This window comes from Mesorhizobium sp. M1D.F.Ca.ET.231.01.1.1, assembly GCF_003999155.2.
Lineage (GTDB): Bacteria > Pseudomonadota > Alphaproteobacteria > Rhizobiales > Rhizobiaceae > Mesorhizobium.
The window spans coordinates 89,697-114,229 of sequence record NZ_RZOZ02000012.1; the positions used below are offsets into that span (position 1 = coordinate 89,697).

The following is a 24,533-nucleotide window of genomic DNA, read 5'->3' on the forward strand; positions in this document are numbered from 1 at the left end:
CGATACGGCAAGATGGCTGTGAGGACTGTGTGACGGGTTACATTGGGGGCTGGCGAGGCGCGGTGCAGACGCCGCCAACCTTCCCCCCGTGGGTAGATCAAGCGCTCCGGCGCCTTCGCCAACCGCCGGCAATTGCCACCGCCACCAGCACCAGCCCAGCCGCCACCGCGAATGTAAGTCGCGTCCCGCCGGCTACCGCCTCAGGCGCGGCGCCTGCGATATCCTTCATCCCCGCCGCAAAAGCAAACACCGCGCCCATCGCCGCCGTGCCGGTGATCAGGCCGAGATTGCGCGACAGGCTCAGCATGCCCGACACCACGCCGCGCTCGTTGCTGTCGACATTGGCCATGACGGCGGTGTTGTTCGCCGCCTGGAAGAGCTGGTAGCCGGGCGTCAGCAGGATGATCGCCGCGGCGTAGCCGGCGACGCCGAACAGTGCCGGCAGCACGGAGAGCGCGACGCAGCCGGCGGCCATCAGCGCCAGCCCGGCGATGACCATTGCCGCCGCGCCGAGGCGGTCGACGACGCGGCCCGCCACCACGCCGCAGAGTGCCGAAACAACCGGGCCGATCGACAGGATGGCGCCGACCAGCGCTTCGCTCAGGCCCAGGGCGCGCGACAGGAAGAACGGTCCGACCACAAGCGTCGCCATCATCACCGTCGAGACCAGCGCGTTCATGGCAAGACTCGGCGCCAGCACCGGGTCGCGGAACAACGCTGGTTGGACCAGCGGCGAAGCCACCTTGCCTTCGGCGTAGAGGAAGAGGCCGGCGCCGAGGATGGCCATGCCGAGCAGCCCGACGTTCAGGCTGCCGAAATGGCCGCGCCCAAAAGTCATCGCCAGCGCGTAGGCGGCGAGCGTCAGCGCAAGCAAGATCGTGCCGAGCGTATCGAAGCGAGCGCGTCCCCTCCTCGCGCCCTGATCTTCCCTCGCCTCGCCCACAGGCAGGAAGCGCCGTGCGGCAAGCATGGCCGCAACGCCGAGCGCGGCATTGACGAGGAAGATCGAACGCCAGCCGCAAGAAACGATCAGCACGCCGCCGAGCGACGGCCCAAGCGCCGTGCCGACCGCCGACATGGTGCCGAGCAGGCCCATGGCGCTGCCCGTGCGCTCCTTCGGCACCGTCTCGCCGACGAAGGCGATGGTCGATGCCATCATCACCGCCGCGCCCAGGCCTTGTGCGGCGCGGGCGGCGATCAGCAGCGGCAGGGTCGGCGCGAGCGCCGCCGCCAGCGAGGCGGCGCTGAACAGCGCGAGACCCGCAACCAGCAGCAGCCGGCGGCCGACGAGATCACCCAGACGCCCGACGCTGACGATGAGCGCGGTGATGGTGAGCAGATAGGCAAGCACGACCCATTGCACCGCCGGGAAGGATGCCGCGAAAGCCATGCTCAACGTCGGCAGCGCGACATTGGCGATGCTGGTGCTGAGCGAGGAGAGCAGCATGGCCAGCGACAGGCTGGCCAGCGCGCCGGTTGCCGAGCGGCCTGCTGATGCGATGCGTGGATCTGCGATGTCGGCCATGGCTCTTCTCCGGCTCGGTGGAACTTGCCGGGAAGATAAGCGCGTGCCTGATATGGCGGAACACGCAGCATTTGCACTTCATCAGTGCGTGAAACGCCATGTCACAAGGTTGCAAACGTGCTAGGATCGCGCCATGTCGCGACCCGATCTCAACCTGCTCGTCACGCTGGACGTGCTGCTTGCCGAAGGCAGCGTGGCCGAAGCCGCGCGGCGGCTGAAGCTCAGCCCCTCGGCGACGAGCCGGGCGCTGGCGAGACTGCGCGAGGCGACGGGCGATCCGCTCTTGGTGCGCGCCGGGCGCGGTCTGGTGCCGACGCCGCGCGCGGTTGAACTCAGCATGGAAGCCGGCCGGCTGGTAAAGGAAGCGGAGGCCATGCTGCGTCCGGCAGAGCGGCTCGACCTCGAGCGTCTCGCGCGCAGCTTCACGTTGCGCAACAGCGACGGTTTCGTCGAGAATTTCGGCCCTGCCCTGCTGGCGCGCGTCGCCGAGGAGGCGCCGGGTGTGCGGTTGCGCTTCGTGCCGAAGCCCGACAAGGACAGCGCGCCGATGCGCGAGGGCAGCGTCGACCTCGAAACCGGCGTGGTCGGCGGCTCGACCGGCCCCGAGGTACGGGCCCAGGCGCTATTCCGGGACCGTTTCGTCGGCGTGGCGCGCATCGGCCATCCTTTAAGCGAAGGCAAGATCACCGCCGCCCGTTTCGCCGCCGGCCGCCACATACTGATCTCGCGCCGCGGGCTGGACCGCGGGCCGGTCGACGATGCGCTGGAGCCCACCGGTCTGGCGCGAACGATCGCGACGGTGGTCGGCGGCTTTTCGGAGGCGCTGGCGCTTGCCCGCGGCTCCGACCTCATCGCCACCGTGCCCGAGCGCTATACGGGCAAGCTGCGCGAAGGCCTGTTCACCTTCGCGCTGCCGGTAAAGCTCGTCCCGCTCACCATCTCGCTGCTGTGGCACCCGCGCCTCGACACCGACCCCGCGCATCGCTGGCTGCGGGGCGTGGTGCGGGAGGTGTGTGGGGGCCGGTGAACCATCTCCTTCCTGCGGCGAGATGGGCGGCAGGCGAAGGATCGCGATGCGTTGGGTTTTTGGTTTTGCGCATGTCTCGAAACCGGTCCACGCTTTGGGGAGACGTGCTTAAGCGCCGGCGCCGCCCATGAGACCGGCAATCAGCGTTGCAAGGAAGATGAGCAGCCCAAGCGCCAACCTGTCCAGCCAGGATTTGCGCCTGGCAAGCACTTCGAGCAACCGATCGCCCATGGCACCCTCCCTCGCTCGCATTGGATATTATAGCACGCCTGCATGAGGGTATCATGAAGCGGTTCACAAGCGGCCAGCGCTCTCGCCTTGACCGGAGATTTGGCGCCGATGTTGCGCTGCGGAAATGCGCCCAAAAAAAGTCAGGTTGAGAACCGGGCGTCAAGATAGCTCAGCCGACGAAAAACGAACTTATTCAAACGGATAGACATATAGGTCCGCATTTGACGACAAGGGGGCCGAAAAGCCCGGAAATCCGCCATTTCCACGCTTCCGCCAAAAGCAATGGCGCGATCGCGGCAGGCCGGTTTCAGCCCTTTGCAACAACAAAAAGCGCCCTCTATTGGGCGCTCCGGCCGGCGTTGACAGCGAGGCCCGCCAATGGCACTCCGCAATCACTGGTCACGCCATGACCGTTGCTGTTGGGGACGGACGGGGTTTCAGCAGCTTGGCGGCGGCGCCGGACGGGCGGGCACTGCGCAGTGCACCGCCCGCTCCTGGCCGGGAGCGGCGCGCAGCTCATATTTCAGGCTGGCGCACGGCTGTTAGAGCGTTATCGACGAGCCATTGCCGGCCGTGACGGCGGAAAGTTTCCCGCGCTTTTCGAGCGTCGGCTTTCTGTAGACCTTCTTCATCGAGATTCCCCCTGAAGACGATGCGCGCAAAATGAGCGCCGCGGGCAGCTATTGTCAAGTTTGGACCGCCCGGCGGCTTCAGAACGTAAAGCCGGACGCTGGCGCGGCAGCGGTCGCGGCCGAGAGCCGGTCGCGCTTTTCAAGCCTGGGCTTTTCGTAGGTCTTCTTCATCGTTCGTTCCTGCGCGGGTCAACGACCGGCGCAGGTGAACGCGATGCGGCCGCCCTGTCAAGTTTGCCGGGATGCCGCGTCAGCCCGCGTGCTGCAGCCAATGGCGGTCGAAGACATTGAGGATGGCGCGAAAATCATCCGGCGGGATCTGGTTGGCGCCGCCGCCGCTGTCGGCGCCAAGGAACTGCTCAAGCTGCCGGTCGACCGTTTCCGGGTGCGCCACGGCGATGCCGAGGCTCGCCAGGTCGCCGGCGATCGAGCCGCCGGCCGGCAGGTATCCGCCCCATGTCTGGGCGCCGAATGCCGCATCGCGCAGACGCACCAGAAGTATCCTGGTGATCGATGGCTGAGCCTCGGGCCCGATGACGGCGGCGCCGCACATATAGCCGCCGAGCACACTGACCGGCTGCGTCTGAGGGAAGAGGCAGAGAAAGAATTGGGCGTCGCCGCCCACCTCCTTCAGATGCACGTAAAGGCCGCGCTTTGCCGGGTTGACCGGGCCGCCGAGCAGCAGCTGCCCGGTCGGCAAGATCTCGCGATAGGTGGCGGCAAGGCCATGCGCGCCGGGCCCGGCCTCGATCGACAGGCGGCCCTTGATGAGCTGGCCGCGATAATAGGGCGACCAGGCGCGCGAATAGCAGGCATAGGCCCCGGCAAGCCCGGAGCCGAGGCTGCGCTCGTCATGCGTGGCGGCCTCGAACTGCATGCCGGCGCGGCGCTCCAGTTCGGCGCTGCCGATGCCGTGGCGGGCCGCGATCGCGGCGGTGAAGCTTGGCAGGTCGCTCTCGGCGATCCAGGCACCGGGCTGTTCCAGCTCGAGCAGCTTCGCCCAGTCGTCATAGACGCTCACCTGGCGCGGGCGCGCGCGGCCCTGCAGCCATTTGTCGGCTCGGCCGAGATCGAACGCCGTCTTCGGGTTGACGGCGCGGAACGCCGCCGCGAGGTCCTTGCGGGTCACGGTTCCCAGCAAGGCCGACGTCAGTCTTAGTTTTTGCGCGATGTGCTGCGCCATGCGACAAGCCCCTCGATGTTTTTGCCGCTAGAGCATTTCGGCGTTTGGCAGGGAATCGCCGAGTTGTTCCAGCCATTCGGTCTAGCACGCCGGCAAACAGTCTCCATTCCCGGCCATGCCAATTTTCCACCGCCTAATATTCCAGGAAATCCAGAGAATTCCACAACCTTCCGCACACGCTGCCTTTGCGGCCGGGCTGCCGGCGCTAGGGTCGCCGCCGGGGTGGGTGCAGGGGAGCTGTCATGAAAGTCGTTCTATCCGCTCTTGTCCTCACGCTTGCGCTGTCGCCGGCCGTCGAGGCCAAGACGAAAACTCTGGTGTCCGAGACAAAGATCAACGTCGAGAAGAAGCGGCCGCCGCTTGACCAGACGTCCACCGGTGGCATCGCGCTCGCCGGCACCACGACGGCGCCGCAAGGCGATCCAGGCCAGGCCTATCCGCCTGCGCTGGACCTGCATTTCTAGAAGCAATCCGGGAAAATTGCGCAGCGGTTCCCGTCCGGAATAGCGCAAAAACAAAGGGGAGCGGTTCCGGAAGACCACGTGGCGGTTTCCGGTCCCCGATCGGCGAGGAAAAACGACCGGCAAAAAGGCCGGACCAGACAGCCACCCGGCCAGCCTGAGGGTTGGGGGCTTGGCGCCGCCGCGGGGGCAGGCGCCCGCCCGCGCGGATCGCCAAGCTGCGGTTCGCGCGGGCCGTGCCAATCCCGGCCAATTCTTGCCGCACCGCCATCGGGGTCGCCGCCCTGCCGTTCGATCTCCCGGTCGAGATCGAGGCCGAGTTGATGATCGATCGATAGGAAGCCTCACCCCGCGGCCGCCTGCAACTCCTTCTTGCGGGCTGTACGCCGCCGGCGTGGACGGCGCTGGGGGGTGAGCTTCAGCGCCACGACCGGTTCGCTCGAAAGGGCGCCTGCCACCGCGTCGACCATGCCGTAGGCGACGAAATCTGCGTTGAGGTCGCCCGCCAGTTTCGCCGCGGCCTCGGTGTCGCCATTGCCGATCTCCGACCAGAAGACGATGCCGACCCTCAGCTTCGGATTGAGGCGCTTCAGCCGTCGCACCACGAAGCGCGCGTGCTTGGTGGATTGACGGTTGAGGAAGCCGATGACGGCCGCATCGACGGTGTCCAGGAGGAGGCGGCGGATGCCCAAGGGCTCAAGGTCGATGAAGCTCGCCCGCGACGTCTCGGCGCCCTGCACTTCCAGGACCTGCGCCAGCATCGCGGAGGCGGCATCGTCGAGCTCGCCGCGCCCGCCGGTGCAAAGCACGGAAATGCCGGATCCGTCCGGCAGGTCGACCTCCTCGGCATCGGCGTCTCCCTTGCCCTCGGTTGCCTTGCCTTTGGGGGCCTCCTCGCTGGAAGCCGGCTGTTCGTCCTCCTCGGCGTCTGCTTCCTCCTGGGCGCTGTCGTCGAGATTGGCAACCAGCGTCAGCGCGCTCTCGGCCACCTGCTTCCTCTGGTCGTCATCCATGACGCCGCGCATGCGATCCTGCTCGGCGAGCAGCAGTGCGGGGATGGCTACCTGATCATAGAACTCGAACAGGTACTTTTCCTCGAGCATCTCTTCGGCATGATCCGTCGCCTCCTCCGGATCGCTGGCAAGAAGCCGCTGGTAGAGCCTTGCATGCGGCTCCAGCACCGGCTCGTTGCCGAACAGCACATCGAGGAACTCGAATTGCGGCACATGTCGGCCGAGCACGACAAGACAGACGGTGAGCGGCGTCGACAGCACCAGGCCGATCGGGCCCCAGACCCAGGTCCAGAAGATCGCCGCGACGATGATGGCGAGCGGCGAAAGTCCGGTATGGGAGCCATAGAGCCAAGGCTCGATAACATTGCCGGTGATCAGCTCCATGACGATGAAGAGGGCGCCGGTCCACAACAGCAGCGACCAGCCGGGCGCCACGGCCAGCGCCAGGAAGAGCGGCAGCAGCGCGCCGATGATCGGGCCGATATAGGGGACGAAACGCAGCGCAAGCGCCAGCATGCCCCAAAGCAGCGCATTGGGGATGCCAAGCACCCACAGGCCGATGGTGATCGGTATGGCGTAGACGATGTTGACCGTCAGCTGCATCAAAAGATACTGGCCGACCCGCTTGCCGGCATCCTGCAGCGCCTGCGTGGTTCGGTGGAGATCGCCATAGCCGACGAGACGGATAAAGCGGTCGCGCAGGTCCTCCCGCTCCATCAGCATGAAGATCACGACGACAATGACCAAGCTGGCCGAGGCCAACGGGCTGATGAGCGGCGCGACCAGGTTCTGCAACACTTCGAGCGGCTTCTCATGCGAGACGATCTCGACCGGGATCGGATCGCGCTTCGGCGCCTCGGTCGCCGAGGGCAGTTGCGGCTCCTGGCGGTCTATCTCCTGGCCGACGCGCTCGATCACCCCGCTCAGTCGCGAAATGATGCCGCCGCCAAGCCCGTTTTCCTTCAGCGCGCGGATCTTGGTCAGGATGTTGATCTGGTAGACGGGAATGTTCTGGGCGAGGTCGCTGACCTGGCTGGCGACGACAAAAGAAAACAACGCAAGGGCGGCGAACGCGCCAAGAACGCTGGCGATGACCGCCGGAAGGCGCGGGATGCCGACGCGCTTCAGCGCCGAGACGACCGGAGCGATGGCGAAGGTCAAAAGCAGTGCCACCGCGATCGGCAGGAACACCTCACGGCCAAAATACAGCGCCGCGACCGTGGCGACGACGGTGGCGACAGTCGGCAACGCCGTGCGCGGGTGGCCGCGCGAGGCCGCAAGCAGGCCCGCCAGCCCCGGTTCGGATGCGTGCGTGCCATTTTGACGATTGCCCGCCACCTGAAGCCTCCACCCTGCCCCGCCATGATTGGCGATATTTCGCCGGCGTGCAACGCGCGGAGCGGGGGATGGTTGCGCGGAGCGGCTGGAGATTGGCGAAAGCGCCGGTGAAAGCCGGTCTCCCTCGCAGGAGGGGAGATCGGCAGATCACGGCGCGCCGGCGCTCGCGCGCGGTCCCGTCTACTTAACCGGGATCATCAGATGGGCGTAAGGCCTGCCCGGCCACATCACATAGGGCTTGGCCGTGTCGGGCTTCGGGTCCGACGGATAGCCCCCCATCACATCCATGGCGTTGACGATCATCACGTGTGGGCCGGTCTCAATCCAATTGTTGCCTTCCGTCGGCGCCGTTGCATACGGATCGGTGTTGCTGCCGTCGGTGCCGCCGGACCGCATGTAAATGAAGCCGACCTTGCCCTTGGGCGGGTCCTTCTTTTGCAGCCAGGCCATCGCCCATTCCATCGCGTTGGCGTCGCCGCACATCGGGTCGGGGCCGGGCGAGGCTGGATTGTCCGGCATGCACCAGAAGCCGTTCTTGCCCTCGCGCAGGGTGCGCATGGCGCCCTTGGCATCCATGGCGTAGATCGCCGCGCCGCTGGCCACGGCCGCGGATGCGGCGGACTCGGCGCTCTTGATCAGCGCAGCGTCGTCATCGGCGGCTGCGCCTTGCATTGCAATCAAACTGCCGGCTCCGCAAAGCGCAGCGACCGTCAGAAGCCGTTTCATGGCCATTCTCCGGTTTCACGTAGATCTCTTGTGCATGATGTCGGACGCACGGCTTTCCCGAGCCGTTTGTCGGTGTTCAAATTTTAACAGATCGCTGCAGGCGGCCAATTATGCCTTAGCTACCACTAATGTGCTGAGCTGCCTGAAAGTTGGCGAAAGCGGCTGAGCGCGCGATCTCCTCCCAAGCGGGGGAGATGTCCGGCAGGACAGAGGGGGCGCGAAGGAATGAGGCCTCGATCAACCTGTCCGCGCCAAGAAACCTATGCTGGTCTGGGAAGCGCAATCGGCTGATGGGCCGGCAAGACAGCGCCCCCTCTGCCCTGCCGGGCATCTCACCCACAAGGGGGGAGATTGACAGCTCCAGCGTCTCGCGCCCTTATTCGCTGCCTCCCCTTATGTTGCGCTGCGTTAGATTTGTTGCATTGCAATATGACGGTGCAGAGCCGAGGCTTGCCCCAAGGCGGGATACGAACGAGCGTTGCGAGGTTCGCCTTCGTGTCAGCACCATCGCCGGACTTCCGGCCAGACATTGAGGGGTTGCGTGCGCTGGCCGTGGCGGGCGTCGTCGCCTTCCATTTCGGCCTTACCGCGCTGCCCGGCGGTTTTGCCGGCGTCGACATCTTCTTCGTCATCTCCGGCTACCTGATCACCCGCCAACTCGTCACCGAGATTTCCGGAACCGGCCGGCTCGACTTCCTGCGCTTCTACGCCCGGCGTGCGCGCAGGCTTTTGCCGGCGGCGCTTTTCGTCATCGCGGCGACCCTTGCCGCGGGCGCGATCATCCTCTCGCCGGAGGAGCAGGCGCTCTATTCCAAGGGAGCGATGTGGGCTTCGGCCTATATGATCAACCTGTGGCTGATCCGCTGGTCATTCGACTATTTCGCCAACGACGCCGCCAACAATCCCTTCATCCATTACTGGTCGCTGTCGGTGGAGGAGCAGTTTTATCTCGCCTGGCCGGCGCTGTTGATGCTGGCGGCGTGGCTGAAGCCCGGCAAGCGGACGATCATGCTTGCGATCGGCATTGCCGGCCTCGTCTCCTTCGCGGTCTGTGCCTGGCTGACCACCATATCGCAGCCCTGGGCATTCTATTTCTCGCCGCTGCGCGCCTGGGAATTCGCCGCCGGCGGACTGGCCTCGATGGCGCCGGCATGGCTGCTCCAGAAGCGCCCGTGGCTTGCCCTGGCGCTCAGCCTGGCCGGACTGGCGATGATTGCTTTTGCTTACCTGACTTTCAGCGAGGAGGCTCCCTTCCCCGGTTTCCTGGCGCTGGTGCCTGTTGCCGGCACTGTCCTTCTCTTGCTGGCGGGCGCGGCCGGCGCCAGGGTCGGCGTGAATGCCGCCCTGGCGCTGCCGCCCTTGCAGTGGGTCGGAAAGCTTTCCTATTCGCTCTATCTCTGGCACTGGCCGGTGATCGTCTATGCCGGCATGCTGGTCGAGGAGCTGACTTTTCCCCAACGCCTTGCCTGCCTCGCGCTGACGCTGGCGCTCTCGGCGCTGAGCTACCATTTCATCGAGAATCCGATCCGTCGCAACGGCTGGCTTATGGCCAATGCGGCGCGGGCGCTGGTGCCGGCCCTCCTCCTGACCGGCACCGGCGTCGCAGCCGCCTACGGCAATGCGGCACTTGCGGTGCGCCACCAGGACCCCGAGCAGCGCGAGATCGCGGCGAGTGCCGCCGAGCCCGCAACCGCGCGCGCCGAAGCCTGCGTGGAGGGCTACGACACGGTGATGCCGAAGCCGTGCACGTTCGGCAATGGCCGACGCATGATCGCGCTGTTCGGCGATTCGCATGCCGACCACTGGTCGACGCCGTTGATCGAGGCGGGAAAGAAGAACGGCTACCGCGTCGAGACCTGGCTGAAGAGCTCGTGCCGGCCCTCGCGCTTCTCCTATTTCGTCACGAAACTCAACCGCGACTACCGCGAATGCGACCGATGGCGCGAGCAGGCGATCAAGGAGATCATCGCGGCCAAGCCTTCGCTTGTGGTGATCTCGGAGCTGGCGCTGACCTCGGCGCGCAAGATGGCGGCCGGCAAGGGCGAGCCCGACACGCCGGACGCCGTGTGGCAGGCCGGCCTGCGCTCGACGCTGACGACTTTAAGCAAGGCCGGACTGAAGATCGCCTTCATCCGCGACGTGCCGTTCAACGACGAGAACATCGACACCTGCGTGGCTCGAGCGCTGTGGCGCGACAAGACGCCCTCGCTCTGCGACCAGACGCGCAGCTATGCCGCCAACGACGCGATGGCCGCGGTCGAGCGCGAGATCGTCGACAGCGTGCCTAACGCCTCCTATGTCGACCTCACCGACCGCTTCTGCAACGCCACCACCTGCCACGTCTTCATCGACGGCCAACTCGCCTTCCGTGACCAGCACCATCTGGCCACGCCGTTTGCGGAATCGCTGGAGCCTGAGGTGGAAAGACGTGTGATTTCGAAGGTGGGCAGGTGAAGTTGCCAATCTCCCCCCTTGTGGGGGGAAATCAGCAGTTGCCGTCCCCCTCACCCCACCACAACGACAAAATGCTTGGTCACCGGCTCGAGGATCTTCCAGGTGCCTTTGAAATCGGCCTCGACCACGAAGGCGTCGCCGGGGCCAACCTCTACCGGCTCGCCGCCGTCCGGCGTGATGACGATGCGGCCGGCGATCATGTGCACGAATTCGTAGTCGGTGTAGGTGGCATGGTAGGTGCCGGGCGAAGCGCGCCAGGTGCCCGACATCACCTTGCCATCCTCGCTGGTGTGCTGGACGGCGGTCTGCATGGTCGGCCTGCCCTCGACGACGATCCAGCCCGGCAGGTCGCCGGCCTCTGCATGCTCGACGGCGCCGAATTTGAGGATTGTGGGCCTGGTCATAAGGGGACTCCTGCGGCTGGGTTGGGGTTGTCAGGGTAGATAGCGGATCGGCCTATGGGGCGCTCGCGAGGCCGCGACACAGCGCGCCGGTATGGCAACGAGGCGCCGACGAGGATCAGCAGTTTCAGCGTCGCTCCGCGCTCCGAACGCCACATTTTCTGGGAACACCGCCCGACCTGAAACCGTTTACCCGTCGAAGGGGCATCCATCGAAACCCTCGAAGAGGAGGCAGCGATGAAAAAGCTTATGTTTGCTTCGATGATCGCCATCGCCTCGGCGTTCGCGATCGCGCCGGCCAGCGCCGGCAGCGTCCAGCTTGGTATCGGCGTCGGCCCGTCCTATGACCCGTACTACGGAGATGACTACTATGGCGGGTATTACCCTCACCGCTATTACCGACACGTCTATGATGACGACTACTACACTCCCTATCGTGAGCGTTATGTGGTTCGCTATCATAACCGGTATTATGGCGATAATTGCCGGGTCAAGATCGTGAAGCACTGGCGCCATCACCACCGCGTCATCGAAAAAATCCGTATCTGCGAGCGCTGATAGAGCGGTGCCCGCGATCGGCCGATCTCCCCCGCGGGCGAGATGGCCGCCCGCCCATCCCGGCGATGGGCGGGCGAATATTGGCGACTGGGAACATAGGCTGCCTCAGGCACGTTTAAGGGGTGATCAACCTCAGGAGGAGGTAGCCATGAAAAAGCTCCTGCTCGCCTCCGTAATAGCCATTGCGTCGGCGGCCGCCATGATTGGCCCGGCCAATGCCGGCCGGCTCGAGTTCGGGATCGGTATCGGCGACGGCTACTACAATGACTACTACAACGACTACGGACCCTACTACGGCGACTATTACCGCGATCGCTACATGCATCGCCCGTACTACGGCGAATATTACAGCTACAGGCCACACTACTACCGGCACCATTACTACTTCCGGCACTACAGGCGTTGCCACGTCGAGTATGTGAGGCACTGGCGTCACCACCACAGAGTCTACGAGGCAATCCGCGTCTGCAGGTATTGAGCCTGACTGACACGGCAAGCTGGCTTCTAGCCGCTTTTGCAACCCATCGTTGAGGGCGAGTGTCACGCTCGGCATCGGCGAACATTAGCGACCGGGAACATAGGCTTCCCGCGGCGCGTTTATCCGATGATCAGCCTTCAGGAGGAGGTTGCCATGAAAAAACTACTACTTGCTTCGGTAATTGCCATCGCCTCCGCGGCAGCCACGGTCGCGCCTGCGGACGCACAGTTCTTCGGTCCGTTCGGTCCGTTCGGCGGCTTCGGCCCGTCTCCGTTCTACGGCGGTCCGTTCTACGGCGGCCCGTTTTACGACTATGGCCCCCGCTATTACGGCCAGCGCTACTACGGTCCGCGCTACTACGGCGGCCCCAGATACCTGATGCGCTATCCGCACCGCTACTACCGGCATCATCATCGCCGCTGCCACCGCGAATGGGTGAGGCATTGGCGTCATCACCACCGGGTGGTGGAACGCGTGTGGGTGTGCGGATATTGACGAGGCTACAGCTTCGTCATCCTAGAGTGAACAAGGAGCGACGCGGCGCAGCCCGAGGATGACGAAGCGAGGGGGTGGTCCGTCACGTCACCACCTTGCAAATCCCATGCAAAATGCCATCTAACTCCCGGCATACCGGGAGAAACACGTGACGCAGCGAAGCGGCAGCGCCGACCTGCCGCTGCATGGCGGGCGGGTCCCGAAATGGCTGGGCGAGCGCATGACGCGGCTCGGCGCGGTGCTGTGCGAGGCCATCATCCACCACTACGGCCGCGACGAGCTTTTGCGGCGCCTAGCGCATCCGTTCTGGTTCCAGTCCTTCGGCGCCGTGATGGGCATGGACTGGCATTCCTCCGGCATCACCACCTCCGTCATCGGCGCGCTGAAGCGCGGGCTGAACCCGATGGCAGCCGAGCTCGGCATCCATGTCTGCGGCGGGCGCGGCGCGCATTCGCGCAAGACGCCGGACGAATTGCTGGCCATCGGCGACCGCGTCGGCCTGAACGGCGAGGCGCTCGCCACCGCCAGCCGGCTGGTGGCCAAGGTGGACAGCGCCGCCGTGCAGGACGGCTACGACCTCTATCTGCACGGCTTCATCGTCACCGATGACGGGCGCTGGGTGGTGGTGCAGCAGGGCATGAACGGCGACGCCCGCCAGGCGCGCCGCTACCACTGGCTGTCGGAGGGGCTGACGAGCTTCGTTGATCAGCCGCACGCGGCGATCGAGGGCGAGCGCCTAGGCGAGATCGTCAACCTCACCGACCGTCGGGCGGAGAAAGCGCGTGGAAGCCAGATAGAGCTTTTGAAGACGATGAGCCCGGAAAAGATCCTGACCGAGCTCGCGGTGCTGGAGCCGCAGCCCGAACGAGCTAAGCCAGAAATGGAGCACGCCGCGCAGCCTCTGCTGCCCAACCTCGTCATGCCCGCGCATCACGACGTGCGCGAGAGCGACATCGTCATGCGCCGCCTGCACGGCAACATCGCCTCGGCGATCGAAAGCGGGCCGAAGGATTTCCCCGAGCTGCTGCTGGTCCCCGGCGTCGGGCCGCGCACGGTGCGGGCTTTGGCCATGGTCTCGGAAGTGGTGCACGGCGTGCCCTACCGCTTCTCCGACCCGGCCCGCTTCTCCCTCGCCCACGGCGGCAAGGACCGCCACCCCGTCCCCGTGCCGCTGAAAGTCTATGACGAGACGATCGCGGTGCTGAAGTCGGCGGTAGGAAAGGCGAAGCTCGGGCGGAGTGAGGAGTTGGAGGCGCTGAGGCGGCTGGATGGGGAGTCACGGCGGATGGAGCGGTATGTGACGGGGCCGAGCCTGAAGGAGATCGTGGCCGGCGAGATGGACCAGTCGCATCTGCTGGGCGGGCGGAGTGTGTTCGGGTGGGAGGGGGCGGCGGAGGGCGAGCCGAAGCAGCTGAAGAAAGGCGCTTGAGGTCCGCTGCTCAAACAGCGTCACGCAAAGCATGCGTAACCGCGTCGGTCGGCGCTGCCCCTCATTGCCCTGCCGGGCATTCCATCGGGATCCTCCGGACGATCACGGTGTAAGGAGTTGATCGTGGCCGACTGGCGGCTTCATCTTTAGTCCGGCGATCAGACAGAACACCAAGGCGGTCAGGCCAGCCACTACAGCGAATGCCGCGGCGACGATCAGCCTTCCTGACAGGGGGGTTCAAAGTCTGAGGAAGCGACAAACCACGGGAAGAGAAATCCTGCCGCGGCGCTGACCACCAAAGCCCAGACCAAGCAATTCCGGCCTGTCAGTCTCACTGTGAAGTAGAGGACACCGACGATCAACGCCCCAAGGCCGATGCTTATCGGATAGCTCAGCACCATCAACGCAAGCACGATGTCAAAATGCTTTTCCATATGTCCGGGGCCAGAGTATGGATAACCAGAACCAAGAAGCATGCTGAAACAGTAGACCAACGGTCCCGTCGCCGGCGCCAGTGCGATGGCCGACAAGAGTCGCCAGGGTTTCCTGTCTTTCGCCAATTCAGCCGCAATCACGCTCGCCATTCCCCTTGAACACTACTCGGCGCATTTCAGAGGTAATATCACTTACAGGTATCTTACGCCAACTTGGGCGCTGTAATCTCATCTCATGGTTATTCCGCGATCAACCAGCACTTTCTAATACTCACCCCGCCTTCCTCCCCATCATCCCATAGTGCACCGCCAGCAAATCCAGCCCGACCTTCAGCAGCTTGACCACCACATCGCGCCCCTCGCCGCTGCGTTCGGCGATGGCCTTCACCGACTGGCCTTCGAGGCAGATCTTTCGCACCACCTCGGCCACTTCCCAATGCCCAAGCGCGGCCGCTGCCTGGGCGTGCGCCTGGCCGGCTGAGAGCACGCGGTCGGGGATGCCGCCGCCGACGCGGCCGCCATCTACGCGCTCGCTCCAGGATTGCGGCTGCAGGCCTTCGCGCTGACTGCGCTCGAAATCGTCGCGGAAACGCTGGCCGGCCTCGCGCTGCTGGCGGGTAAGCGAGGTGATGCCCACCAGCGGATCGACATTGCGTAGCCGCACGATGCCGCCGGTGGAGGTGTAGCCGCCGTTCGAGACCTCGTAGACGCGGCGCGCCTCGGCCGTGCCGGAGGCGAGGCGTTGGCGGCCGAAGCGGTCCTCCTTCAGCGCGAAATCATGGCCGATCTCGCGGCGGATGCGCACCTGCTCGGCCTCGCCCTTGGGGAGCTTCGACGGCTGCGGTTTTTTGGAGGCCTTGCGGGGCATGGATGTTCCTTGAGGTTGGGAGCATTAGCGAGGCTGGTGTTCCTGCGCCCCGCTGGGAGATCGGCGATTGCGGCGATCGCACAACGATCACATTCAGCGATGCCCGTGAAACCTGGCATGATGGTGCGCGCAATAGCTGCGTGTGGCGGAGGTCGGGAGGCCGCAGCAGAGCATGTCCGGCCCCGGGCGCGCGCCGGGCGGGTCGTCCTCGGGCTCTTCGCGCAAGGCGAGGTCGATCGGCGCGCGGCAGCGGCCGAACAGGCAATCGAGGAAACGCATGGCCGCGACATGCGGCTGTCGGCCGGGATTTACCCGGGGCGGCGGCGCGGGGAGCTTGTAGAGCTGAGCTTCGGATTTTTGGCGCTCGCCGGGGGAGAGCCAGGCCGGCGGCAAGGCCCGCGCAGGCTTTCGCGCTTTGGGTTTTTTGGGCGGGGTGCGAGCGGTGACGATGCTGGTTGTCTGTGCGGAGAGTTCGTACACGGAGACGTCGGCGGGACAGCGCCCCCCGCTGCCCTGCCCGTCCTCCGGAGCAGCTGCGCTGCAGCTGCGGGAAGTGGACCGGGCATCGCCCCCACCTGAGGAGAGATTGGCAGTTCCAGCCTCGGCGCCTTCCAACAGTTCGGCGTATCTCGAAAGCGCCGCCGGCTCGGAGAGCGTGAGGCCTCCAGCCACCGCCCTGCCCCGCCGGCCCGGACGCTCCGGCCGCTCGTTCTTCCTCGGCCGGCCGCCGGCGCGGCCGCCTTTCGGGTTGGCGAAGCCGATGGCGCTGAGGCCGGCGTTGCGGTGCACGATGCCGATGATGGCGTTGCGCGAGACCGGGCTGCCACGCAGCGCGCTGAAACGGCCGGCGATGCGCGAGGCCGAAAGCCCCTCCTTCAGCCAGGCGGCGATCTCGTCGATTTCCATTTCGGTGTAGGCGGCTGCCATGTCTCATTCCAGTTGCTTGCGAAGGGCTCGGGGGAAGGCCTTGGCTCTGACCAAGCGCCAGGGTTCGGCCGCGAGGCCGTTGATCAGGTCGGGAAAGGATTGAGGTCAGGCGGGCGCAGCACCAGGCAGTCGAAGAAGCGCTGCCTCGGCGGCGGCCCGCGTCACTCCCGACACCGCCCGGCCCGTCATCCAGTCGAACAGGATGACGGTGCCGTCCTCGGTGCGGATGCAGCTTATGCCGCTTGAATCGGGGGCCGGAGCCGGGGGAGGAGCGGCTCCGGCCGTTCCGGTGAACCGGGGTGCGGGCGGTTCGACCGGATCCGGGGCAAGCGCCCCGGAATGCGTCCGGACCGGGGAGGAGGACGGTCCGGACGATTGGAATTCAAAAGTCGAGGGATCGGCGGCGAAGGTGCCGATGCTATGCCGGCGACGTGTTGGCCCCGAGTTGCTCGTGGGCGGTCCCGAGATGGCCGTGGGCAGACTCAAGATGCTCATGGGCAATGCGGAAATGCTTGCGGGATGCTCATTCATGCGCTAAGCGTACGTTATGTACGAATGACGCGCAAGCGAAATCGTACATTTTGGACGATAATTTTCAGGCATTTTGTACGATGATGGATTCTCGGCACAGATTGCAGCAGGCGCGCGCCCAGGCTGGCTATGCCTCGGCCAGCGATGCGGCGCGGGCGCTGCGCGACATCAACAAGAACACCCTCATCAGCCACGAGAACGGCAACCGGCCGCTGTCGCGCAAGGCGGCGGAGAAATACGGCCGGCTGTTCGGCGTCGACCCGGGCTGGCTCTTGTTCAATGGTGGTTTGGGGGCCGACGGCGCCGAGGCCGGCCCGGCGCAGCTCGCCCCCTCGCCCGTCACCGTCGACGTGCCGATCGTGTCCTGGATCAGCGCCGGCGAACTCGGCAGCCAGGACAGCGTGGTCAACCTTTCCGACTATCCGACCATCCCCACCGCCGACCTCGAGGAAGGCGAGTGGATCGCGCTGCGCGTCGACGGGCCGTCGATGAACAAGATCTCGCCGCCGGATTCGATCATCTTCGTCAACCTGCGCGACAAGCGGCTGGTGACCAATGGCTGTTACGTCATCGCCGACGAGACCGGCCGCGCCACCTACAAGCGCTACCGCCCGAACGACACCCCGCCCTTCCAGCCGGCGTCGTATCTGGATATTCCCCCGCCGGAGTTGGAAGGGGCGATCACGATCATCGGGCGGGTGAAAAGGTCGATGATCGATATGTGAGGCGGCGGCCGTGCGGTGCAGTCCGGCCGAGACGCCACGCCCATTTTCTCCCTCCGACCCAGGCCTTGCGAGATGCAAATTTGGCCCTGCCGGGGCGTGCAAAGACGACCATCGCAATTTCTGCTTGCATTAAGGAACAAAAACAGAACTATATAGGCAACTGCGGTCGCCGTCGCGGCAACTCCGGGGGGGAGGATCAGAAACCATGTCATGCCGCACCGGCGCGCTTGTGCGTGCGTTCGTTGTCTGGCTTTCACGCTGGCCGCTTTTGGTGCTGGCGGGGACGGTGGCGCTTGGCGCCCTCACCACGCCCGCGTCCGCCGTTGCGAAGGACTATGCCCTTTGCTTCGGCGACGAAAGTGACGACAAAGGCTTGGGCGGTGGCCCGATCTACAAAAAGGGAGCGAATGTCGACAAGGTCGGGGTCGAGCAGCGCATCGCTGCCTGCACGGGGATTGCCGAGGACGATACGGAGGCGTTGCGCCTGCGCATCAAGGCCTATTTCTATCGGGCCGCCGCCCGCGACGACAAGCAAGACTGGGATGGTGGGATCGCCGACTATGGCGAGGTGATCGCCCTCGATCCCAAACGCGCTTCGGCATACGTCAACCGCGGTGCCGACTGGTACAACAAGGGCGACGACGACCGCGCGATCGCGGATTTCAACATAGCCATCAGCATGGAGCCGTCCGCCGGCGACGCCTATTCCAGTCGCGGCTCGGCCTTCCTGCGCAAAGGCAAGGTCGACGCGGCCATCATCGACTTCCAGCAGGCGATCGAGGCCGATCCGCGGAATGGCGACGCCCATACCGGGCTCGGCACCGCCTGGAGCAGAACGGGCGAGTGGGAAAAGGCGATCGCCGAGTATGACGAAGCGATCCGCATCGATCCGACGGATTTGGTTGCCTATGTCAATCGCGGCATCCTCCGTGCCGCCAAGGGTGAGTTCGACCGAGCCATTGCCGACTACGACACCGCAATCAGCGTGGATGCCCAGAGCGCTGACGCCTATGCCAACCGCAGCGCCGCCTGGATCGGCAAGAACGACTGGGCGCGCGCGATCGCCGACGCCAACAAGGCGATCGCGCTCGATACCGGGATCGTCGACGGCTATTATTACCGGGCCGTCGCCTGGGCAAGCAAAGGCAGCAACGATCGCGCCATTGCCGATTTCGACAAGGCGATCGAACTCGATGCAAACTATGCAAGAGCCTGGTCCGGCCGGTCGCGGACGCGGGCGCGCATGGGCGATGCCGCCGGCGCGGCGGCCGACTGCCGCGAAGCCATCGCGCTCGACCCGGAGAAGACAGGCGATTGCGAAACGGGAGACGCCAGTGCCGAAGCACCGACCGCAACCCAGCCCACCGAGTTCGCACAGCCTCCTTCAAACGCGATGCTGCGGGCATCCGCCGATCGAGTTCGTTCAAAACTTGTTGCCGGGTACATCAAACGAGGGCTGGAGCAGCAGATACAGGGCGACGTTGCAGGAGCGATCAACTCCTTCAGTCTGGCTATCGGACTCGACCCTGATAACGCCGAAGCAGTTTACGACAGGGCGATGGCAGAGGCCACGCACGGGGACAGCACGCTTGCCGCGACGGACTGTCGGCGCGCCGCAGAACTCGACCCCCAACTTGCCGGCGCGTGCGCCGCGCTCATGGCCGGCCAGCAAGTCGCTCAGGTCGCCGGGACACAGGATCAGGCCGCCGCCAGGATATTGGTCGATCGCGCCGGCGCGCGTCTGGCAAAGTATGGCGTGGACGGCGCACTGCTCGATTTCGACAAGGCAATCAGCCTCGATCCCAAAAATGCCGACGCCTATCTGGGCCGCAGCCGCGCAAGGACGCTCAAGGGCGACCAGGCCGGCGCGGCGGCTGATTGCCGGCGCGCCGTCGAACTGGCGCCTGGGCGGTCGGGAAGCTGCGACGAGCACGCTGCCGGCGATGACGGCGAACCCGCGCCGGCGCAGGATGCGCGGCAGCCGAAGCCGGCGGTCGCCGCTCCAAACCAGCAAACCGTTCGTCCGAATTTGACGGCTACAGACGACACACTGGCTGCAAGGTCGCTGGAGACAAAAGACCCGCGCGCCCTGCAAGCGATCCTCGGTGGCGATGCCTGGCTGGACATGGGCAAATACGACAAGGCGATCGGCTCCTATGACCAGGTGATCGTGCTCGAACCCTACAACCGCTTCGGCTATTTCGGCCGCGGCAGGGCCAGAGCAGCCCTGCGCGACTACGGCCAAGCGATCGCCGACTTCGACATGGTCATCCAGGTCGCCCCCAATTTTGCCGCCGGGTATTTTCGCCGCGGCCTCGCCAAGGTCACCGCAGGCGATGCCGATGGCGCTCTTGCCGATTGCGACCGAGCCGCGGCGCTCGACCCGAAGGCGCGCGACGCCCATTACTGCAAAGGCATGGCCTGGCACGCCAAGGGCGACAGCGGGCGCGCGATCGCTGCCTATTCGGTTGCGGTCGGCATCGATGCGAAGGACGACGCCATCTATTATGCGCGCGGCATGGCGCGGGCCGACCGCAAGGACTATGCCGGCGCCATCGCCGACTTCGACCAGGCGCTCAAGCTCGATCCGGGCAATGCCGACTATGCCGTCGCCCGCAAAGCAGCGGTGGCGGCGGAGGGACAAGGCGAAGAGGCCGACGCGGATCTCCAGGCCGTCATGGCACTGTTGGAGCGCGGCGACGCGTTCTACAAGAAACGCAAATACGATCGCGCCGTCGCTGAATACAGCCGCGCCTTGGCGCTCGCGCCAAACGAACCGTCGACCTATTCGGCGCGCGCTAGGGCGCGCCTGCAAAAGGGCGACTATGACGGGGCCCTGGCCGACGTCAACCGCGCGCTTGAGATCGATCCATCCTACATCGCAGCCTATGACGGCCGCGCTCTGATACTGGTGAAGAAGCGCGAGCCGGAAAAGGCCATCGCCGATTTCAACCGTGCGATCGAAATGAAACCGGACTATGCCCCGTTTTATTTCGGGCGCGGCAGCGCCTGGTACTATATGGGCGACTTCGATCACGCCATTGCCGATCTCGACCGGGCACTCGAGCTCGATCCTAAATCCGACATGGCCCATCAGGGTCGAAAATTGGCAATTGCTGCGAAGGAAAAAGCTCTTGCCCCGAAGAAGGCAGGCAAGACCGCAGGACAAAGCGACCGGCAGGCGACCAGGTTGGACGAGGCGCCGCAAATTCGCAATTCAGGAACCGCCCAGTCATTCCTCACGAGGGGCAACACCCTATACGACAAAGGCAACTATGACGGCGCGATTGCGCAATTCGACAAGGCAATCGCGTTCTTCCCGACATATCACGGCGCCTATTTCGCCCGCGCCCTCGCCTGGCATGCCAAGAACGACTACGACCGGGCAATCGCGGATTACAGCTATGCGATCACGCTCGATCCGGGCTTTGCGCCGAGCTATTACGGGCGTGCTCAGAGCTTCACCCTGAAAGAAGACTACGATCGAGCTCTTGCCGATTACGACAAAGCGATCAGCTTGGCCCCGGCCGAAGCGAAGGTCTACGCCGATCGGGGTCTGGTACGGATGGGCCAGCACGACGGTGCCGGCGCTTATAGCGATTTCGAGAAGGCGCTAAGCCTCGATCCAAAGAGCGTCTATGGCTACTTTGGCAGAGGGGTTATCCGAACAACCACGGCAGATTATGATGGAGCCATTGCCGATCTTAGCAAGGCTATCAAGCTCGATCCCAAATTTGCCGGTCTCTACAAAGCGCGAAGCCGGGCCTGGGAAGCCAAGGGCGACCACAAGCGCGCCGAGGCCGACCGCAAGAAGGCGCTGAGCCTCGCGGAAAATTGAACAGATATCGAAGGGCCGGCGGATGTCGCGCTGGAAGGGATTGGGCGTGGCGGCGGTCGCCGCTTTGGCTTTCGTGGCGGTGAAGGTGCTGCCCTGGGCGCTCGGCTTTGCCGGCGGCAAATACCTCTACCAGACCGTGATGGGTTCGCATGACGACCCCGCAAAGCTGACCGTTGCCCAAGTCAGCGATCAGCTTCAGAGCCAGGGATTCCAGATCTTTAAGGTCGTGAAGCAGGAATTTCCGAATGAGTACGATGCGATCGTGCAGAAGATCGCGGCCGTGGCGGCCTCGGGAGGAGGCGAGGCGGAGGTACGCAACGTCAGCCGCGTCGCGGTCGCCGATCTCAGGCACAAATATGCGTCCCTGCTCCGTTCGACCCCGGACGACACCGCCTCCGAGGCACTCGGCGCCCAGCTCGATATGCTCAAAGATGTGATGGCCCGCGAATCTGCGGCCACCTGCAACAGCTACCTTCGCAACGGGCCTGACGCGCTCGGCACACCGGACAAGGATTTTCTGAACGACATGGACAAGATCGGGGTCACCCTGTTCCATGCCTTAGGCGCAGCGAAGAATGGCGGCCTGCCGGCCGCCGACCCCAGCGATCAGGACTGGTCGCTGCTGGCCGACGCTTTCACAAGCGCTGGCGGCACACCAGCGGAGATGGATGCAATCGCAAATATCAGCCGGGAATTCGAAGGTCTCTGCCCGGCCGCCGCGAAACTCTACGCAGCCGCCCTGTCGTTACAGGGCGAATCCGGACGGCGTATAAAAACCGCTCTGCTCTACGAGGTTGCAAAGAACTAGGCGGATGAAGCGCCCGGTGATCGATATGTGAGGGCTAGAGCTGAAGGAGCGCTTTGCCTTCGGATTTCAGCTGCGCGAAAGTATTGGTTCATGGCGTCAGGGGGCAACGCAAGTTTCACGACGCGGCGCAAGTGAACTATCGTTCAAATTGTACGAAATTCGCTTGACCACTTTTCGTACGTAAAGTACGATGCGGTCCTTTCTTTGAGGGGACTTGCTTGAACACCGCGAACCATGCCGCTTTCGCCGATCTTTCCCGTCCAATTCAGTCGCCGTTGCCGTTCGCCGAGCGCGAGCGCCTGGCCGGCGCATGGCGCATGGCCAGCCAGGACATCGCCGACGACATCCGTTTCATCCGGCAATATCTGAAAGTAATCGCCGAGAAGGATGAGCGGCTTTCGACCGGCACGCTGGTACACGGCCGGGCCTATGTCGAAGCCTGCGCCGCCTGGCTGCCGGAGACAGTGGCGCGGTATCTGAGGAACCTCAGGCTGATCAGCGAATGTGAGGGGGCGATGATCGCGGCGGGCGTGCGGTTTGCAAGGTCGAGCGATGCCTGGGAGTGAACGCCAGCGTCGCGCCCGGAACGCGAACAATCACGCCGCTGCAACCCTCGGCTCTCCGTTCCGGAAAATGCATCGTTTCACACAATTGCCAATTGGTGGACGCCTGCGAGCCGCCGGGCGTTTAATTCCTGCAGGCGAAGGAGGGCATAGCCGCATACCAGGGAGGAACTCGTTTGATGCACCAGCAAATCGACATCGGCATACAATCCGACGATCAGCCTTACGAAGTCACCTCATTTGCCAGGAAGCATGGCCTGACGATCCCGGTCGCGGACGCAGTGCTTTTTGCAAAGGGTCCGTCGCCATCGCGGGCTGCCTGCGATACCGCCGCGCTGGCTTTCCTCTGCGCGGTCGCCCAGTACGCTGGAAAGCAAGGGCGGCGGTAGTTGTTCAACCCGCCCCCTTCTCTCCATGCGGGAGAAGGTGGATCGGCGCGCGCTGCGCCGGGACGGATGACGATGTTGGAAGAAACGAGGCGCTCGGTGATTTGAAGCACTCAGGCTTCCATCCCAACACCCGTCGCCTGCGGCGACACCTTCTCCCACCAGGAGAAGGGGAAGCCTCACCTACCAGCTGAATTGCAGCCCCGCATTGCCGCCGACGACGTTGCCGGAAAAGGCAATTCCGAGCGTGCCGGTCAGCCGGCCGCCATGAGCGAAGCCTTCGCTCAGCACCGCGGCACCGGTGATGCCGAAGGCATTGGCGTCGCCGGCATTGCCCCAGTTGACGCGCAGGCCGAAATGCTCGCCCTGGACGAGGTCGGGCGCGGCAAGGGCGGCCGAGATCGAGGCGTTCTCAAAGGCGCGGGTGATGCGGTTGTCGATGTCGTCGACGTGGGCAGTCAGTGCTGTCTTGCCGGTGACGGTGATGAACCCGCCGTTGCCGTCATCAACCTTCCGGTTGGTCACGCCGGTGTCGGCGTTGATGCAGGTGTCGGTGCCCGGGCTGTAATAGTAGTTGGCGCCATAGGCCGAGCAGATCCTGACATATTCGACCGCGGCCTCGGATGGCGCCGCCAGCAGCGTTGCCGCGCCGAGGATCGCCGGCGCAAGGAAATATCTGAACATGATTGCCCCCTGACCAACTCTTACCAGGTGAGCTGCAGGCCGGCATTGCCGCCGACAGTCTTGCCGGAGAAGGCGACGCCGGCAGCGCCGGTCAGACGACCGTTGCCCGTGGGGAAGAGCCCCTCGCCCAGCACGGCCGCGCCGGTGACGCCCATGGCGTTGGACTGACCTGCATTGCCCAGTTGACGCGCACGCCGAAATGCTCGCCCTGCACCAGGTCCGGGCTGGTCAGCGCCGAAGCCACCGAGGCGCCCTCGAAGGCGCGCTGGACGCGGCCATCGATGTCGTCAACCTTGCTCGCCAGCGCAGTCTTGCCGACGACCACGCCGTGCTCGGTCAGACGGCGCGTCTCGCCGGTATTGGCGTTGATGCAGGTGTCGGTGCCGGGGCTGTAATAATATTGCGCGCCGTAAGGCGTGCATACCTTGACGTACTCGACCGGCGCCGCCTGCGCGGATGCCGAGAAGCCGCCTGCCGCGGACAGAAACGCAAATGAAATAAGGCGGTTGATGCCCCGCATACCCTGAACCCCCGAAGTTGGATAGAGAAAAACCGTTGGGGCGAAAGCACCATTGGGGGCGAACCGAGTCAACGGGAGCTCCGGGCCCAATACCTGACTTTTACTGGGAGTATTTCAGACGAGAGCGCGGCTGTTGCCGCAGAGCCACGGTGGATTGCTCGATCTATTCAGCAACCCGCGATCACGCAAAGCATACTTATAAAGGATAGCTAATTTTAGTTGAAACTAATATTATTCCGCTACACTTTCGGCAGCTTAGGTCGAGTGCATCCATGCGCGCCCACACGGGGCGCGGACT

The 24,533-nt window shown here is 64.7% G+C and carries 24 protein-coding genes; 12 read left to right on the forward strand and 12 right to left on the reverse strand.

Annotated features, from left to right (window positions below; translation table 11 throughout):
* Positions 1 to 97 precede the first annotated feature (97 nt).
* Complete coding sequence (locus tag EN874_RS26215; protein WP_127427827.1) at positions 98 to 1,525, reverse strand: MFS transporter; 1,428 nt, start codon at positions 1,523 to 1,525, stop codon at positions 98 to 100.
* Positions 1,526 to 1,658: 133 nt separating this feature from the next.
* Between EN874_RS26215 and EN874_RS26220 the strand changes: the two genes are divergently transcribed.
* Positions 1,659 to 2,552 (forward strand): LysR family transcriptional regulator, encoded by an 894-nt coding sequence (locus EN874_RS26220; RefSeq protein ID WP_127427826.1) that lies wholly within the window; start codon positions 1,659 to 1,661, stop codon positions 2,550 to 2,552.
* A gap of 108 nt (positions 2,553 to 2,660) precedes the next feature.
* On the opposite strand, the gene EN874_RS34870 is transcribed toward EN874_RS26220, so the two are convergent.
* The 3 genes from EN874_RS34870 to EN874_RS26230 form a co-directional block, all read right to left on the reverse strand.
* Entirely contained in the window at positions 2,661 to 2,783 is a 123-nt protein-coding gene (locus EN874_RS34870; RefSeq protein ID WP_281058966.1) for a hypothetical protein, read from the reverse strand.
* A gap of 542 nt (positions 2,784 to 3,325) precedes the next feature.
* Positions 3,326 to 3,415, reverse strand: a complete 90-nt coding sequence (locus EN874_RS26225; protein WP_127427825.1) for a lasso RiPP family leader peptide-containing protein — start codon at positions 3,413 to 3,415, stop codon at positions 3,326 to 3,328.
* A gap of 250 nt (positions 3,416 to 3,665) precedes the next feature.
* Complete coding sequence (locus EN874_RS26230; protein WP_127427824.1) at positions 3,666 to 4,598, reverse strand: hypothetical protein; 933 nt, start codon at positions 4,596 to 4,598, stop codon at positions 3,666 to 3,668.
* A 242-nt stretch (positions 4,599 to 4,840) separates the two neighbouring features.
* Between EN874_RS26230 and EN874_RS26235 the strand changes: the two genes are divergently transcribed.
* Positions 4,841 to 5,062, forward strand: a complete 222-nt coding sequence (locus tag EN874_RS26235) for a hypothetical protein (RefSeq protein WP_127427823.1) — start codon at positions 4,841 to 4,843, stop codon at positions 5,060 to 5,062.
* 341 nt (positions 5,063 to 5,403) lie between these two features.
* On the opposite strand, the gene EN874_RS26240 is transcribed toward EN874_RS26235, so the two are convergent.
* Positions 5,404 to 7,410 (reverse strand): AI-2E family transporter, encoded by a 2,007-nt coding sequence (locus EN874_RS26240; RefSeq protein ID WP_127427822.1) that lies wholly within the window; start codon positions 7,408 to 7,410, stop codon positions 5,404 to 5,406.
* A gap of 180 nt (positions 7,411 to 7,590) precedes the next feature.
* Entirely contained in the window at positions 7,591 to 8,136 is a 546-nt protein-coding gene (locus EN874_RS26245; protein WP_127427821.1) for a hypothetical protein, read from the reverse strand.
* A gap of 495 nt (positions 8,137 to 8,631) precedes the next feature.
* On the opposite strand from EN874_RS26245, the gene EN874_RS26250 reads away from it, so the two are divergent.
* Entirely contained in the window at positions 8,632 to 10,590 is a 1,959-nt protein-coding gene (locus EN874_RS26250) for an acyltransferase family protein (protein WP_245513679.1), read from the forward strand.
* A gap of 50 nt (positions 10,591 to 10,640) precedes the next feature.
* On the opposite strand, the gene EN874_RS26255 is transcribed toward EN874_RS26250, so the two are convergent.
* Positions 10,641 to 10,994, reverse strand: a complete 354-nt coding sequence (locus tag EN874_RS26255; protein WP_127427819.1) for a cupin domain-containing protein — start codon at positions 10,992 to 10,994, stop codon at positions 10,641 to 10,643.
* Positions 10,995 to 11,228: 234 nt separating this feature from the next.
* Here EN874_RS26255 and EN874_RS26260 point away from each other — a divergent pair, with 234 nt between their 5' ends.
* From EN874_RS26260 to EN874_RS26275, 4 genes are all read left to right on the forward strand, one after another.
* Entirely contained in the window at positions 11,229 to 11,549 is a 321-nt protein-coding gene (locus EN874_RS26260) for a hypothetical protein (RefSeq protein ID WP_127427818.1), read from the forward strand.
* 199 nt (positions 11,550 to 11,748) lie between these two features.
* On the forward strand, positions 11,749 to 12,027 hold the full coding sequence (locus tag EN874_RS26265) for a hypothetical protein (protein WP_245513680.1): 279 nt from the start codon (positions 11,749 to 11,751) through the stop codon (positions 12,025 to 12,027).
* A gap of 153 nt (positions 12,028 to 12,180) precedes the next feature.
* Positions 12,181 to 12,522 (forward strand): hypothetical protein, encoded by a 342-nt coding sequence (locus tag EN874_RS34875; RefSeq protein WP_126084711.1) that lies wholly within the window; start codon positions 12,181 to 12,183, stop codon positions 12,520 to 12,522.
* A gap of 148 nt (positions 12,523 to 12,670) precedes the next feature.
* Positions 12,671 to 13,951: a DUF763 domain-containing protein gene (locus EN874_RS26275; RefSeq protein WP_127427816.1), complete on the forward strand. Its 1,281-nt coding sequence runs from the start codon at positions 12,671 to 12,673 to the stop codon at positions 13,949 to 13,951.
* Positions 13,952 to 14,166: 215 nt separating this feature from the next.
* Here EN874_RS26275 and EN874_RS26280 read toward each other — a convergent pair whose 3' ends face one another.
* From EN874_RS26280 to EN874_RS34515, 3 genes are all read right to left on the reverse strand, one after another.
* Positions 14,167 to 14,535, reverse strand: a complete 369-nt coding sequence (locus EN874_RS26280) for a hypothetical protein (RefSeq protein ID WP_128261477.1) — start codon at positions 14,533 to 14,535, stop codon at positions 14,167 to 14,169.
* 121 nt (positions 14,536 to 14,656) lie between these two features.
* Positions 14,657 to 15,253 carry a DUF6456 domain-containing protein gene (locus EN874_RS26285; protein ID WP_127427814.1) on the reverse strand — a complete coding sequence of 199 codons (597 nt, stop codon included), beginning with the start codon at positions 15,251 to 15,253 and terminating at the stop codon, positions 14,657 to 14,659.
* 93 nt (positions 15,254 to 15,346) lie between these two features.
* A complete protein-coding gene (locus EN874_RS34515) occupies positions 15,347 to 16,180 on the reverse strand; it encodes a GcrA cell cycle regulator (RefSeq protein WP_245513681.1) in 834 nt (277 codons plus the stop codon).
* A gap of 611 nt (positions 16,181 to 16,791) precedes the next feature.
* Between EN874_RS34515 and EN874_RS26300 the strand changes: the two genes are divergently transcribed.
* The 5 genes from EN874_RS26300 to EN874_RS26320 all read left to right on the forward strand — a co-directional run bounded on the left by EN874_RS26300 (position 16,792) and on the right by EN874_RS26320 (position 23,034).
* The gene (locus EN874_RS26300) at positions 16,792 to 17,436 is read left to right on the forward strand and encodes a S24 family peptidase (RefSeq protein ID WP_127427813.1); all 645 of its coding nucleotides are present in this window, start codon (positions 16,792 to 16,794) and stop codon (positions 17,434 to 17,436) included.
* Positions 17,437 to 17,641: 205 nt separating this feature from the next.
* Positions 17,642 to 21,274, forward strand: a complete 3,633-nt coding sequence (locus tag EN874_RS26305; protein WP_127427812.1) for a tetratricopeptide repeat protein — start codon at positions 17,642 to 17,644, stop codon at positions 21,272 to 21,274.
* 22 nt (positions 21,275 to 21,296) lie between these two features.
* Entirely contained in the window at positions 21,297 to 22,082 is a 786-nt protein-coding gene (locus tag EN874_RS26310; RefSeq protein WP_127427811.1) for a hypothetical protein, read from the forward strand.
* A gap of 218 nt (positions 22,083 to 22,300) precedes the next feature.
* Positions 22,301 to 22,648, forward strand: a complete 348-nt coding sequence (locus EN874_RS26315; protein ID WP_127427810.1) for a hypothetical protein — start codon at positions 22,301 to 22,303, stop codon at positions 22,646 to 22,648.
* Positions 22,649 to 22,824: 176 nt separating this feature from the next.
* Positions 22,825 to 23,034 carry a hypothetical protein gene (locus EN874_RS26320; RefSeq protein ID WP_127427809.1) on the forward strand — a complete coding sequence of 70 codons (210 nt, stop codon included), beginning with the start codon at positions 22,825 to 22,827 and terminating at the stop codon, positions 23,032 to 23,034.
* A gap of 180 nt (positions 23,035 to 23,214) precedes the next feature.
* Here the strand turns inward: EN874_RS26320 and EN874_RS26325 are convergent, their stop codons facing one another.
* Both EN874_RS26325 and EN874_RS26330 read right to left on the reverse strand, forming a co-directional pair.
* Positions 23,215 to 23,715, reverse strand: coding sequence for a porin (locus tag EN874_RS26325; RefSeq protein ID WP_127427808.1), 501 nt, complete (start codon positions 23,713 to 23,715; stop codon positions 23,215 to 23,217).
* A gap of 91 nt (positions 23,716 to 23,806) precedes the next feature.
* Positions 23,807 to 24,235, reverse strand: coding sequence for a porin (locus EN874_RS26330; RefSeq protein WP_127427807.1), 429 nt, complete (start codon positions 24,233 to 24,235; stop codon positions 23,807 to 23,809).
* Positions 24,236 to 24,533: the final 298 nt, after the last annotated feature.

Coding starts and splice junctions, on each gene's coding strand:
- EN874_RS26220 (WP_127427826.1), top strand. CDS start 1,659: ATGTCGCGACCCGATCTCAACCTGCTCGTCACGCTGGACGTGCTGCTT.
- EN874_RS26285 (WP_127427814.1), bottom strand. CDS start 15,253: ATGCCCCGCAAGGCCTCCAAAAAACCGCAGCCGTCGAAGCTCCCCAAG.
- EN874_RS26300 (WP_127427813.1), top strand. CDS start 16,792: ATGATGGATTCTCGGCACAGATTGCAGCAGGCGCGCGCCCAGGCTGGC.
- EN874_RS26280 (WP_128261477.1), bottom strand. CDS start 14,535: ATGGCGAGCGTGATTGCGGCTGAATTGGCGAAAGACAGGAAACCCTGG.
- EN874_RS26215 (WP_127427827.1), bottom strand. CDS start 1,525: ATGGCCGACATCGCAGATCCACGCATCGCATCAGCAGGCCGCTCGGCA.
- EN874_RS26255 (WP_127427819.1), bottom strand. CDS start 10,994: ATGACCAGGCCCACAATCCTCAAATTCGGCGCCGTCGAGCATGCAGAG.
- EN874_RS26235 (WP_127427823.1), top strand. CDS start 4,841: ATGAAAGTCGTTCTATCCGCTCTTGTCCTCACGCTTGCGCTGTCGCCG.
- EN874_RS26265 (WP_245513680.1), top strand. CDS start 11,749: ATGATTGGCCCGGCCAATGCCGGCCGGCTCGAGTTCGGGATCGGTATC.
- EN874_RS26245 (WP_127427821.1), bottom strand. CDS start 8,136: ATGAAACGGCTTCTGACGGTCGCTGCGCTTTGCGGAGCCGGCAGTTTG.
- EN874_RS26320 (WP_127427809.1), top strand. CDS start 22,825: ATGCACCAGCAAATCGACATCGGCATACAATCCGACGATCAGCCTTAC.
- EN874_RS26230 (WP_127427824.1), bottom strand. CDS start 4,598: ATGGCGCAGCACATCGCGCAAAAACTAAGACTGACGTCGGCCTTGCTG.
- EN874_RS34515 (WP_245513681.1), bottom strand. CDS start 16,180: ATGGCAGCCGCCTACACCGAAATGGAAATCGACGAGATCGCCGCCTGG.
- EN874_RS26260 (WP_127427818.1), top strand. CDS start 11,229: ATGAAAAAGCTTATGTTTGCTTCGATGATCGCCATCGCCTCGGCGTTC.
- EN874_RS26310 (WP_127427811.1), top strand. CDS start 21,297: ATGTCGCGCTGGAAGGGATTGGGCGTGGCGGCGGTCGCCGCTTTGGCT.
- EN874_RS34875 (WP_126084711.1), top strand. CDS start 12,181: ATGAAAAAACTACTACTTGCTTCGGTAATTGCCATCGCCTCCGCGGCA.
- EN874_RS26305 (WP_127427812.1), top strand. CDS start 17,642: ATGTCATGCCGCACCGGCGCGCTTGTGCGTGCGTTCGTTGTCTGGCTT.
- EN874_RS26325 (WP_127427808.1), bottom strand. CDS start 23,715: ATGTTCAGATATTTCCTTGCGCCGGCGATCCTCGGCGCGGCAACGCTG.
- EN874_RS34870 (WP_281058966.1), bottom strand. CDS start 2,783: ATGGGCGATCGGTTGCTCGAAGTGCTTGCCAGGCGCAAATCCTGGCTG.
- EN874_RS26225 (WP_127427825.1), bottom strand. CDS start 3,415: ATGAAGAAGGTCTACAGAAAGCCGACGCTCGAAAAGCGCGGGAAACTT.
- EN874_RS26330 (WP_127427807.1), bottom strand. CDS start 24,235: ATGCGGGGCATCAACCGCCTTATTTCATTTGCGTTTCTGTCCGCGGCA.